Annotated in this window: 10 protein-coding genes; 6 read left to right on the forward strand and 4 right to left on the reverse strand. The window is 58.6% G+C overall.

Features of this window, described 5'->3' with window-relative positions:
* Positions 1 to 93 precede the first annotated feature (93 nt).
* Positions 94 to 1,137: a DUF1176 domain-containing protein gene (locus tag ACHH0Z_RS00230; RefSeq protein ID WP_045335351.1), complete on the forward strand. Its 1,044-nt coding sequence runs from the start codon at positions 94 to 96 to the stop codon at positions 1,135 to 1,137.
* 96 nt (positions 1,138 to 1,233) lie between these two features.
* Here ACHH0Z_RS00230 and tkt read toward each other — a convergent pair whose 3' ends face one another.
* Positions 1,234 to 3,222: a transketolase gene (gene tkt / locus ACHH0Z_RS00235; protein ID WP_008501619.1), complete on the reverse strand. Its 1,989-nt coding sequence runs from the start codon at positions 3,220 to 3,222 to the stop codon at positions 1,234 to 1,236.
* A 19-nt stretch (positions 3,223 to 3,241) separates the two neighbouring features.
* Positions 3,242 to 4,192 carry a transaldolase gene (gene tal / locus ACHH0Z_RS00240; RefSeq protein ID WP_008501618.1) on the reverse strand — a complete coding sequence of 317 codons (951 nt, stop codon included), beginning with the start codon at positions 4,190 to 4,192 and terminating at the stop codon, positions 3,242 to 3,244.
* Positions 4,193 to 4,481: 289 nt separating this feature from the next.
* Between tal and maeB the strand changes: the two genes are divergently transcribed.
* Positions 4,482 to 6,761 (forward strand): NADP-dependent oxaloacetate-decarboxylating malate dehydrogenase, encoded by a 2,280-nt coding sequence (gene maeB / locus ACHH0Z_RS00245; protein WP_045406103.1) that lies wholly within the window; start codon positions 4,482 to 4,484, stop codon positions 6,759 to 6,761.
* Between the two features lie 79 nt (positions 6,762 to 6,840).
* Here the strand turns inward: maeB and hemF are convergent, their stop codons facing one another.
* Together hemF and amiA are read right to left on the reverse strand one after the other, a co-directional pair.
* Positions 6,841 to 7,740, reverse strand: coding sequence for an oxygen-dependent coproporphyrinogen oxidase (hemF, locus tag ACHH0Z_RS00250; protein ID WP_023344644.1), 900 nt, complete (start codon positions 7,738 to 7,740; stop codon positions 6,841 to 6,843).
* Complete coding sequence (amiA, locus tag ACHH0Z_RS00255) at positions 7,740 to 8,615, reverse strand: N-acetylmuramoyl-L-alanine amidase AmiA (protein ID WP_008501615.1); 876 nt, start codon at positions 8,613 to 8,615, stop codon at positions 7,740 to 7,742. Before amiA ends, hemF begins: the two co-directional genes overlap by 1 nt.
* Positions 8,616 to 8,827: 212 nt before the next feature.
* Here amiA and ACHH0Z_RS00260 point away from each other — a divergent pair, with 212 nt between their 5' ends.
* The 4 genes from ACHH0Z_RS00260 (at position 8,828) to ACHH0Z_RS00275 (ending at position 11,320) form a co-directional block, all read left to right on the forward strand.
* The gene (locus ACHH0Z_RS00260; RefSeq protein ID WP_008501614.1) at positions 8,828 to 9,253 is read left to right on the forward strand and encodes a GNAT family acetyltransferase; all 426 of its coding nucleotides are present in this window, start codon (positions 8,828 to 8,830) and stop codon (positions 9,251 to 9,253) included.
* On the forward strand, positions 9,240 to 9,689 hold the full coding sequence (locus ACHH0Z_RS00265) for a DUF2919 domain-containing protein (protein WP_025912779.1): 450 nt from the start codon (positions 9,240 to 9,242) through the stop codon (positions 9,687 to 9,689). Before ACHH0Z_RS00260 ends, ACHH0Z_RS00265 begins: the two co-directional genes overlap by 14 nt.
* Positions 9,690 to 9,752: 63 nt before the next feature.
* Positions 9,753 to 10,328: an RpoE-regulated lipoprotein gene (locus tag ACHH0Z_RS00270; RefSeq protein ID WP_045406106.1), complete on the forward strand. Its 576-nt coding sequence runs from the start codon at positions 9,753 to 9,755 to the stop codon at positions 10,326 to 10,328.
* Positions 10,329 to 10,420: 92 nt separating this feature from the next.
* The gene (locus ACHH0Z_RS00275) at positions 10,421 to 11,320 is read left to right on the forward strand and encodes a Dyp-type peroxidase (RefSeq protein ID WP_008501611.1); all 900 of its coding nucleotides are present in this window, start codon (positions 10,421 to 10,423) and stop codon (positions 11,318 to 11,320) included.
* The last annotated feature ends 96 nt before the right edge of the window (positions 11,321 to 11,416 follow it).

Here is an 11,416-nt window from a genome sequence, read left to right on the forward strand (position 1 = left end):
TCAGGTATATCTGATAAATCCGATTGAGCAACCCCGGCGGGAACACGAAGATACTGCCCTGTTATGCGTTTTCGTTCCGGGATTGTGTCATTCATGCGCTACAGCGTCTTTTTATTTTCCCTGTTTTGTGTGCTCCTCGCGCCGCAGGTGCGGGCTGCACCCGCGCAGCAAGCCTTCTCTGACTGGCAGGTGACCTGCAATAACCAGAACTTCTGCCTTGCCCGCAACACGGGCGAACACCGCGGTCTGGTCATGACGCTCACCCGGAGCGCCGGGGCGAAAACGGATGCCACGCTGCGTATCGATCTCGGCGGTCTTGATACCCCCTCCGTGAAAGAGCCGGATATTGCCCCGCGGCTGCTGCTGGATAATGTTCCCCTGAAGCTCGACAAACAGCGCTGGCAGCTCACCCCCTGGCATCTGAAAACGGACGATGCGGCCACCATCACCGCCTTTCTGAAAAACATCCAGGAAGGAAAAGCCCTGACTCTGCGAGGCGGTAAGCAGGTGATTTCACTGGCCGGTCTGAAAGCCGCGCTGCTGTTCATTGATGCCCAGCAAAAGCGCGTTGGCAGCGAAACCGCGTGGATCAAGAAAGGTGACGATCCGCCGTTAAGCGTGCCGCCCGCACCTGCCCTGAAAAAGGTGGCGATCGTTAATCCTACCCCAACACCGCTTTCCCATGCCGAACTGAACGATCTGCTGGATTATGGTACCGGCAGGATGAACAGCAGCCAGTGCTCGCTGGATCCTAACCGTCGCGAAGTGCGCGTCACCGCGTTAACCGATGACAAAGCGCTGCTGATCGTCAGCTGCGAGGCGGGGGCCTATAACACGGTCGATCTGGCGTGGCTGGTGTCACGTAAAAAACCGTTCTCTGCCCGCAGCGTGAGGCTGCGTCTGCCGTTTACGCCGTCAGGCGACAGCAGCGAAATCGAGTTGATGAACGCCAGCTTTGATGAAAAGACGCGCGAGCTGACCACGCTCTCGCTGGGGCGCGGTATGGGGGATTGTGGGATCCAGACGCGCTGGCGGTTTGACGGCCAGCGTTTCCGCCTGGTGCGCTATGCCGAGGAACCCAGCTGTGATAACTGGAATGGGCCAGACGCCTGGCCCACGCTGTGGATCACGCGGTAGCTTTTTGCCGGGTGGCGCTGTCGCTTACCCGGCCTACGGTTTGGTGGTTTTGTAGGCCGGGTAAGGCGTAGCCGCCACCCGGCAACGCAGACCGCACTAAATCACGCTCAGCGCCTTCTCTACCACGTTCTCAACGGTAAAGCCAAAGTACGGGAACAGCTTGTCGGCAGGGGCGGACTCACCGTAGCCCCGCATCCCAACAATCGCCCCTTTGAGCCCGACATACTTGTACCAGTAGTCGGCAATACCGGCCTCCACCGCCACGCGCGCCGCGACGTTAGAGGGCAGCACCGATTCCCGGTACGCCTCGTCCTGGGCGTCAAAGATATCCGTGGAAGGCAGGGAGACGACCCGCACCGCGTGGCCTTCGGCGGTCAGTTTTTCCGCCGCTTTCACCGTGATTTCCACCTCGGAACCGGTCGCAATCAGGATCACGTCCGGCTTGCCGCCGCTGTCTTTCAGGATGTAGCCGCCGCGGGCAATGTTTTTCACCTGCTCCGGCGTGCGCTCAATCTGCGTCAGGTTCTGGCGTGACAGGATCAGCGCCGTCGGGCCGTTATGGCGTTCTACCGCCAGCTTCCAGCCCACTGCCGCTTCGACCTGATCGCACGGGCGCCAGGTGCTGAAGTTGGGCGTTAAACGCAGGCTCGCCAGCTGTTCCACCGCCTGGTGGGTGGGGCCGTCTTCTCCCAGACCAATAGAGTCGTGGGTATAGACCATAATCTGCCGCGCCTTCATCAGCGCTGCCATGCGCGCCGCGTTACGGGCGTACTCGACGAACATCAGGAAGGTGGCGGTGTAGGGCACGAAGCCGCCGTGGTGGGCGATGCCGTTGGCGATCGCGGTCATCCCGAACTCGCGCACGCCGTAGTGGATATAGTTCCCGGCAATATCCTCCTTCAGCGATTTCGAGCCCGACCAGATGGTCAGGTTACTCGGTGCCAGGTCCGCCGAGCCGCCCAGCAGTTCAGGAAGGAGAGGGCCAATCGCATTCAGGGTGTTTTGCGACGCCTTACGGGTGGCGATTTTTGCCGGGTTGGACTGCAGGTTTTCAATCAGCGCCTGGGTTTTATCGTCCCAGTCCTCCGGCAGACCGCCGCTCATGCGCCGGGAAAACTCGGCGGCCAGCTCCGGGTACGCTTTTTTGTAGGCGGCGAATTTCTCGTTCCAGGCCTGCTGGGCTTTCTCACCGTCTTCACGGGCATCCCACGCCCGGTAGATCTCTTTCGGGATTTCAAATGGCGGGTATTTCCAGCCCAGCTTCTGCCGGGTCAGCGCCACTTCTTCGTCACCCAGCGCCGCGCCGTGCGCCTCTTCTTTGCCCGCCTTGTTCGGCGAGCCGAAGCCGATAACCGTGCGGCAGATAATCAGGGACGGTTTGTCCTTCACGCTCTGCGCTTCCTGAATCGCTTTTTTCACCGCCTCAGGATCGTGGCCGTCGATCTCGTGCACCACGTGCCAGTGGTAGGCCTCGAAGCGTTTTGCCGTGTCGTCGGTGAACCAGCCCTCGGTTTCCCCGTCGATGGAGATGCCGTTGTGATCGTAGAAGCCAATCAGCTTGCCGAGCCCCAGGGTGCCCGCCAGGGAGCAGACCTCATGGGAAATCCCCTCCATCAGGCAGCCGTCACCCATAAACACGTAGGTGTAGTGATCGACAATCTCGTGGTCCGGCTGGTTGAACTGTGCCGCCAGCGTACGCTCGGCAATCGCCAGCCCGACCGCATTTGCCAGCCCCTGACCGAGCGGCCCGGTGGTGGTCTCCACGCCCGGCGTATAGCCGATCTCCGGGTGACCCGGGGTTTTAGAGTGCAGCTGGCGGAAGTTTTTCAGCTCCTCAAGCGGCAGATCGTAACCGGACAGGTGCAGCAGGCTGTAGAGCAGCATCGAGGCGTGGCCGTTGGAGAGAATAAAGCGGTCACGGTCGTACCAGGTGGGATCGTTAGGGTTGTGCTTCAGGAAGTCGTTCCACAGGACTTCGGCAATATCGGCCATGCCCATCGGTGCGCCGGGATGGCCAGAATTGGCTTTCTGCACGGCATCCATGCTGAGGGCGCGGATGGCATTGGCGAGCTCTTTACGGGACATAGTTCACTCCGTGGCAAGGTTAAAGTTTGGCAGCGAGAAGATCTTCAAGTTTGCGCTGGTCGACGGCGAACAGGCGGATACCTTCCGCCAGTTTTTCCACGGCCATGGCGTCCTGATTGTGCTCCCAGCGGAATTCGGCTTCGGTCATGGCTTTCGGTTTTGGCAGAACGGTAGAGGTGGGGATCAGCTTGCGGATGACCGTCTCTTCTTTGTCCTGTAGCTCCTGGAGCAGGTTAGGGGAGATGGTCAGGCGGTCGCAGCCCGCCAGGGCGAGGATCTGCTCGGTACGGCGGAAGCTGGCCCCCATCACGATGGTTTCGTAGCGATGCTGTTTGTAGTAGTCGTAGATATTGCGCACCGATTTCACGCCCGGGTCCTCATCCACCACGTACGGATCCATCGGCTGTTTCGCCTGGTACCAGTCGTAGATGCGGCCAACAAACGGTGACACCAGGAACACGCCCGCTTCGGCACAGGCGCGCGCCTGGGCAAAGGAGAACAGCAGCGTCAGGTTGCAGTGAATTCCCTCTTTTTCCAGCACCTCTGCCGCGCGGATGCCTTCCCACGTCGACGCCAGCTTGATCAGAATGCGTGATTTATCGATCCCCTGCTCCTGGTAGAGTTCCACCAGGCGGCGAGCCTTGTTGATGCTCTTTTCTTTATCGAACGAAAGGCGGGCGTCAACTTCGGTCGAGACGCGCCCCGGAATGCTTTTAAGAATTTCCGCACCAAAATTAACTGCCAGCTTGTCGCTGGCTTCGGCGACCTGCTGTTCCTGCGTCTTCCCGCGCTGTTTTCCGTAGGCAATGGCGTCATCAATCAGATGACTAAAATGGGTAAGCCCGGCTGCCTTGAGCAGTAGCGAAGGGTTGGTGGTCGCATCCTCCGGCTGATAGTGGCGAATCGACTCGATATCGCCGCTGTCTGCCACCACCGTGGTGAATTGTTTGATGCCGTCTAGCTGGTTCATAAATGATTACTCCTTGGAAATAAAAGCGTTAGCTGAGTGCGTTAGTTCACACTTCTGAGAAAATCATGATGGACTTAACAAAAAAGCATAGCAGACGGGGGAGGCATTGCTTTTGAGACGGGTAACATGGCTGTTATAAATTGATAACAATTTTTAATGTGTGATGGTGAGAGTTTGGCAGCCTTCAAAGTTTAGGAGGCGGCCTGAGGCGATACTAGGCGGCACACCAGGGTGTGCAACCGGATCGTTTTCGTCACCCTTTTGACCGATACGTGAAAGGAAAAATAAGATGGATGAGCAGTTGAAACAGAGTGCCCTCGATTTTCACGAGTTCCCTGTCCCGGGCAAAATTCAGGTCTCCCCAACCAAGCCGCTGGCGACACAGCGCGATCTGGCGCTGGCCTACTCGCCGGGCGTGGCGGCCCCGTGTCTGGAGATCGAAAAAGATCCGCTAGCGGCCTATAAATACACCGCGCGCGGCAACCTTGTTGCCGTGATCTCTAACGGCACGGCGGTACTGGGGCTCGGTAACATCGGCGCGCTGGCCGGTAAGCCGGTGATGGAAGGCAAGGGGGTGCTGTTCAAGAAATTCGCCGGTATCGACGTGTTTGATATCGAGGTGGACGAGCTCGATCCTGACAAATTCATCAACGTGGTGGCCGCGCTGGAGCCGACCTTCGGCGGGATCAACCTGGAAGACATCAAAGCGCCGGAATGTTTCTATATTGAGCAGAAGCTGCGCGAGCGTATGAACATTCCCGTGTTCCATGACGACCAGCACGGAACGGCCATTATCAGCACCGCCGCCATTCTCAACGGCCTGCGCGTGGTAGAGAAAAATCTCTCCGACGTGCGCATGGTGGTCTCCGGCGCTGGCGCCGCGGCCATCGCCTGTATGAACCTGCTGGTGGCGCTGGGTATGCAGAAACACAACATTGTGGTCTGCGACTCCAAGGGCGTGATTTACAAAGATCGCGAGCCGAACATGGCGGAAACCAAAGCGGCGTATGCGGTAGAAGACGACGGCAAGCGCACGCTTGAGGACGTGATTGACGGCGCGGATATCTTCCTCGGCTGCTCGGGTCCGAAAGTGCTGACCCAGGAGATGGTGAAGAAGATGGCGCGCGCGCCGATGATCCTGGCCCTGGCGAACCCTGAGCCGGAAATTCTGCCGCCGCTGGCGAAAGCGGTGCGTGAAGACGCCATTATCTGCACCGGGCGTTCCGACTACCCGAACCAGGTGAACAACGTGCTCTGCTTCCCGTTCATCTTCCGCGGCGCGCTGGACGTCGGCGCGACGGCGATCAACGAAGAGATGAAGCTGGCCGCGGTGCACGCCATTGCGGAGCTGGCCCACGCCGAGCAGAGTGAAGTGGTTGCCTCAGCCTATGGCGATCAGGATCTGAGCTTTGGCCCGGACTACATCATTCCAAAACCGTTCGACCCGCGCCTTATTGTCAAAATTGCCCCTGCGGTGGCAAAAGCGGCGATGGATTCCGGCGTGGCGACGCGTCCGATTGAAGACTTCGACGCTTACGTCGATAAGCTCACCGAGTTTGTCTATAAAACCAACCTGTTCATGAAGCCGATCTTCTCTCAGGCGCGCGCCGACGCGAAGCGCGTGGTGCTGGCGGAAGGGGAAGAGGCGCGCGTGCTGCACGCCACCCAGGAGCTGATCACCTTAGGCCTGGCGAAACCGATCCTGATTGGTCGTCCGAGCGTGATTGAAATGCGTATCCAGAAGCTGGGCCTGCAGATTAAGCCGGGCGTCGACTTCGAGATCGTCAACAACGAATCCGATCCGCGCTTCAAAGAGTACTGGAGCGAATACTACGCGATCATGAAGCGCCGGGGGATCACCCAGGAGCAGGCGCAGAAAGCCGTCATCAGCAACACGACGGTGATCGGCGCGATCATGGTCCATCGCGGCGAGGCGGATGCGCTGATCTGCGGCACCATCGGCGACTACCACGAGCACTTTAGCGTGGTGCAGGAGATCTTCGGCTATCGCGACGGCGTCCATACCGCCGGGGCGATGAACGCCCTGCTGCTGCCGAGCGGGAACACCTTTATCGCTGACACCTACGTTAACGACGATCCGACCCCGGACGAGCTGGCGGAGATCACCGTGATGGCCGCAGAGACCGTGCGCCGCTTTGGTATCGAGCCGAAGGTGGCGCTGCTGTCGCACTCTAACTTCGGTTCGTCCAAATCAGCGGCGGCGTGCAAAATGCGTGAGACGCTGGCGCTGGTGCGCGAGCGCGCGCCGGAGCTGATGATTGACGGGGAAATGCACGGTGATGCGGCGCTGGTGGAGAGCATCCGCAACGAACGTATGCCGGACAGCCCGCTGAAGGGATCGGCGAACATCCTGATTATGCCGAACGTGGAGGCGGCGCGTATCAGCTACAACCTGCTGCGCGTCTCCAGCTCTGAAGGGGTGACCGTAGGACCGGTGCTGATGGGCGTGGCGAAGCCGGTGCATGTGTTAACGCCGATTGCCTCCGTGCGCCGTATCGTGAATATGGTGGCGCTGGCGGTGGTTGAGGCGCAGACGCAGCCGCTGTAAGCCTTGTGAGTCGGGTGGCGCGTTCGCTTACCCGACCTACAGGTTGAGCAGGCCGGATAAGCGCAGCGCCATCCGGCAGTTAAACCCAGTCGCGTACTTTAAGGAACTCACTCAAGGCAGCCTCCGGGCTGCCTTCTTTTGGCTCGTAGCAGTACTCCCAGCGAACCAGCGGCGGCATCGACATCAGAATCGACTCCGTGCGCCCGCCGGTCTGCAGGCCAAACAGCGTCCCGCGATCCCATACCAGGTTGAACTCCACGTAGCGCCCGCGACGGTAGAGCTGGAACTCGCGCTCGCGCACGCCATAGCTGGTGTCTTTACGGCGTTCGACGATGGGCAGGTACGCGTCGGTATAGCCTTCGCCCACCGCGCGCATAAAGCTAAATGCGGTATCAAAATCAGGCGTGTTAAGATCGTCAAAGAACAGCCCGCCGATGCCGCGCTGCTCGTCGCGGTGCTTCAGGTAAAAGTAGTCATCGCACCACTTTTTAAATTTCGGGTAAATGTCTTCGCCAAACGGCAGGCAAAGATCCCGCGCGGTGGTGTGCCAGTGCACGGCATCCTCTTCGAAGCCGTAGTAGGGCGTCATGTCGAAACCGCCGCCAAACCACCAGACCGGATCGGCCCCCGCTTTTTCCGCAATGAAAAAGCGCACGTTGGCGTGGCTGGTCGGCACAAACGGATTGTGCGGATGCACCACCAGCGAAACGCCCATCGCTTCGAAGCTGCGGCCCGCAAGCTCGGGACGATGTGCCGTTGCAGACGCGGGCATCGCGTCGCCATGAACGTGGGAAAAATTCACGCCCGCTTGTTCGAAGATGCCGCCGTTACGCAGCACGCGGCTACGCCCGCCGCCGCCGGCTTCGCGCTGCCAGTTGTCTTCCTGAAATTCTCCGCCGTCAGCGGCGGCCAGTTTCTGGCAAATTTCGTCCTGCAGCTGCAGCAGAAAGGTTTTGACCAGTTGAGCATTGGGTTTCATCAGCGTTTCCTGGAGTGCGCTTTTTGGTTATCAAACCAGTTGAAGTAACTGATAATGCCGGAGGCGATGGCGTTGGCGATCTTCTGACGAAACGCCGTGGTGCCGAGAAGTCGCTCCTCTTCCGGGTTGGTAATGAACGAGGTTTCCACTAGCACGGACGGGATAGACGGTGATTTCAACACCACAAACGCCGCCTGTTCGGTGCTCCTGCTGTGCAGGCGATGCACTGGCTTAATCTTCTTCAGGATGTGCGAGCCGAGCGTCAGGCTGTTTTTGATCGTATCCGTCTGCACGAGGTCGAACAGCACCTGCTGTAGCAGGTGGTCTTTGTCGGTGGCTTTTTTCCCGGCGACTTCATCCGCCCGGTTCTCGCGGTCGGAGAGGTATTTTGCCATGGCGCTACTGGCGCCGCGGTTGGACAGCGCAAACACCGAGGCACCGGCGGCAGAGGGGTTGGTAAAGCCGTCCGCGTGAATCGACATAAACAGATCCGCCCCGTGCTGGTGGGCGATCTCTACGCGATCGTACAGCGGAATAAAGGTGTCGCCAGAGCGCGTCAGACGCGCGTCAATGCCGTTGCTGCGTAAAATCGCCCGCACATTTTTTGCAATCGCCAGCACGACGTGTTTTTCTTTCGACCCGTTTTTGCCGATGGCGCCGGTATCAATACCGCCGTGGCCCGGGTCGAGCATCACCAGGCGCTTTGCGCCCGGCTTTTTGGTTTTCGGTTTGCTGTGTCCGTTACTGGTTTTAAGCGTGCTCTCGTCTTTTGCCTGAGCCTGCTTTGCGATGCCCGTTAACGTTAAGGCCGCCAGCCCCGCTTTGAGAACCTGACGACGCGATGTGAGTGCTTTTAATGGTTTGAATGTGCTCATGCGGCCTGAATACTAAAAAATGGGGTCCTGGTGTTATATCGTATCGCGTTTAGCGTTACGACAGTCCTTATTGAGAATTGTTTTACTTTTCATTTCAATACGTGACAAAGTGACATTATGCCAAATTTTGGCGAGATTTTCCCCGGTTATTGGCTAAAGGCGTGGTTCGCGCCATAATCACTGTTTTTAAACCCGAAAAGGCGGTTAATACCATGGAGATACGCGTTTTTCGCCAGGAAGATTTCGAAGAGGTGATCACCCTTTGGGAGCGCTGCGATCTGCTGCGTCCGTGGAACGATCCGGAAATGGATATCGAACGTAAGGTGAATCACGACGTCAGTCTGTTTCTGGTTGCGGAAGTCAATGGCGAGGTTGTGGGGACGGTGATGGGCGGTTATGACGGCCATCGCGGCTCGGCCTATTATCTGGGCGTCCATCCGGAATACCGTGGTCGCGGTATTGCCAATGCGCTGCTCAACCGGCTCGAGAAGAAGCTGATCGCCCGCGGCTGTCCGAAAATCCAGATCATGGTGCGGGAAGATAACGACGTGGTGCTGGGCATGTATGAACGCCTGGGCTACGTACACGCTGACGTGCTGAATTTAGGAAAGCGTCTCATCGAAGATGAAGAGTACTGAGATCCATCCGGCAGATTATGACGCGCAGGGTCGCGTCAGGCTGCCCTTTTTATTCTGGTGCGTTCTGCTGCTTCAGGCCCGCACCTGGGTGCTGTTTGTAATGGCCGCTGCGTCGCGCGGGCAGGGCGACACGCTGCTGACGCTCTTCTATCCCGATCACGATGCCTTCTGGCTCGGCTTGCTGCCGGGCGTACCAGCGGTGGTGGCTTTCTTGTGCAGCGGTCGGCGGCACGTAATCCCGCGCTTGTGGCGCGCCCTTCGCGGGCTGCTGATCCTTGCCCAAATTGCGCTGCTCTTCTGGCAGCCGGTACTCTGGTGGTACGGTGAACCGCTGACGGGCATCGGCGTTGCGCTGGTGGTTGCTGATATCGTGGCGCTGATGTGGCTGCTGACCAACCCGCGCCTTCGCGCCTGTTTTGTGCCTCAGGATGATTAATCCGGCACTTTTTGCCGATGTCGCACTCCAACAAGCGTTGATTTAACACGTAAGGACGTTTCAATGAAATCGCTGCGTTTAGTTTTATGCGCTCTTCCGCTGGCATTGACCGGCTGTTCGACGCTCTCCTCCATTAACTGGTCTGCTGCGTATCCGTGGAACTGGTTTGGCTCATCAACGGAAGTGACCGAGCAGGGCGTGGGGAAAATTACCGCCGCGACGGCGCTGGATCAGAATGCTATTCAGGATGCGCTCAGCAGTGACTACCGCCTGCGCAGCGGCATGAAAACAGAGAATGGCAATATTGTTCGCTATTACGAGGCGCTGAAGGGCGACAAGCTGGCGCTGGTGATCAACGGTGACAAAGGCACGGTAAACCGGATCGCGGTGATGGATGAAGATATTCCGACCGCCAGCGGCGTGAAGGTCGGGACGCCGTTTAGCGATCTTTATAAGCAGGCCTTTGGCAACTGCACCAGCGTGCCATCCGACGATGAAGTGGCGGTGGAGTGTAAGGCGGAAGGCAGCCAGCACATCAGCTATGTTTTTACCGGCACCTGGAGCGGCCCGGAAGGGTTGATGCCGTCTGACGACACCCTGAAGAGCTGGAAGGTGAGCAAAATAGTCTGGAAGCAGTAATTTGCGTCTGAACAAACCGCCTCGCTGAAATCCGGGTATAATACCCGCCATCAATGCCACGCTGACGTGGCATCTTTATTTCAGGAGGAGCGATGTCTCAGGTTCAGAGTGGCATTTTGCCAGAACATTGCCGCGCGGCGATTTGGATTGAAGCCAATGTCAAAGGGGACGTGGATGCCCTGCGTGCGGCCAGCAAAGCGTTTATTGATAAACTGGCGACCTTCCAGGCCAAATTCCCGGAAGCCCACCTCGGCGCCGTTGTTGCGTTTGGCAATAACGTCTGGCGTCAGCTGAGCGGCGGTGAAGGGGCAGAAGAGCTGAAGGACTTCATTCCTTACGGCAAAGGCCTTGCACCTGCGACCCAGTACGACGTGCTGATCCACATCCTTTCTCTGCGTCACGACGTGAACTTCTCGGTTGCGCAGGCGGCGGTGGCGGCCTTTGGCGACAGCATCGAGGTGCAGGAAGAAGTTCACGGTTTCCGCTGGGTCGAAGAGCGCGATCTGAGCGGCTTTGTCGACGGAACCGAAAACCCGGCGGGTGAAGAGACGCGTCGTGAAGTCGCGGTAATCAAAGACGGCGTGGACGCGGGCGGAAGCTACGTGTTCGTGCAGCGCTGGGAGCATAACCTCAAGCAGCTTAACCGCATGAGCGTGCATGACCAGGAAATGATGATTGGCCGCACCAAAGAAGCTAACGAAGAGATCGACGGCGATGACCGTCCGGTCACCTCGCACCTGAGCCGCGTTGACCTCAAAGAAGACGGCAAAGGGCTGAAGATTGTCCGCCAGAGCCTGCCGTACGGTACCGCAAGCGGCACGCACGGCCTCTACTTCTGCGCCTACTGCGCGCGCCTGCATAACATTGAACAGCAGCTGCTGAGCATGTTCGGCGATACCGACGGCAAGCGCGACGCCATGCTGCGCTTCACCAAACCGGTGACCGGCGGCTACTACTTCGCGCCGTCCGTCGAGCGTCTGCTGGCGCTGTAAACCGCTTTCCATAGGTAGGCCGGGTAAGCGTTAGCGCCACCCGGCAATTTTCCCCGCTCCTTATTCCCTTTTCTGCTTCTAAATCACCAAACGGTA

Source organism: Enterobacter cloacae complex sp. 2024EL-00227 (assembly GCF_043945315.1).
Taxonomy (GTDB): domain Bacteria; phylum Pseudomonadota; class Gammaproteobacteria; order Enterobacterales; family Enterobacteriaceae; genus Enterobacter; species Enterobacter roggenkampii.

What these genes read in the sequence shown, in the direction of transcription:
- ACHH0Z_RS00230 (WP_045335351.1), top strand. Translation starts at nt 94, where the DNA reads ATGCGCTACAGCGTCTTTTTATTTTCCCTGTTTTGTGTGCTCCTCGCG.
- tkt (WP_008501619.1), bottom strand. Translation starts at nt 3,222, where the DNA reads ATGTCCCGTAAAGAGCTCGCCAATGCCATCCGCGCCCTCAGCATGGAT.
- tal (WP_008501618.1), bottom strand. Translation starts at nt 4,192, where the DNA reads ATGAACCAGCTAGACGGCATCAAACAATTCACCACGGTGGTGGCAGAC.
- maeB (WP_045406103.1), top strand. Translation starts at nt 4,482, where the DNA reads ATGGATGAGCAGTTGAAACAGAGTGCCCTCGATTTTCACGAGTTCCCT.
- hemF (WP_023344644.1), bottom strand. Translation starts at nt 7,740, where the DNA reads ATGAAACCCAATGCTCAACTGGTCAAAACCTTTCTGCTGCAGCTGCAG.
- amiA (WP_008501615.1), bottom strand. Translation starts at nt 8,615, where the DNA reads ATGAGCACATTCAAACCATTAAAAGCACTCACATCGCGTCGTCAGGTT.
- ACHH0Z_RS00260 (WP_008501614.1), top strand. Translation starts at nt 8,828, where the DNA reads ATGGAGATACGCGTTTTTCGCCAGGAAGATTTCGAAGAGGTGATCACC.
- ACHH0Z_RS00265 (WP_025912779.1), top strand. Translation starts at nt 9,240, where the DNA reads ATGAAGAGTACTGAGATCCATCCGGCAGATTATGACGCGCAGGGTCGC.
- ACHH0Z_RS00270 (WP_045406106.1), top strand. Translation starts at nt 9,753, where the DNA reads ATGAAATCGCTGCGTTTAGTTTTATGCGCTCTTCCGCTGGCATTGACC.
- ACHH0Z_RS00275 (WP_008501611.1), top strand. Translation starts at nt 10,421, where the DNA reads ATGTCTCAGGTTCAGAGTGGCATTTTGCCAGAACATTGCCGCGCGGCG.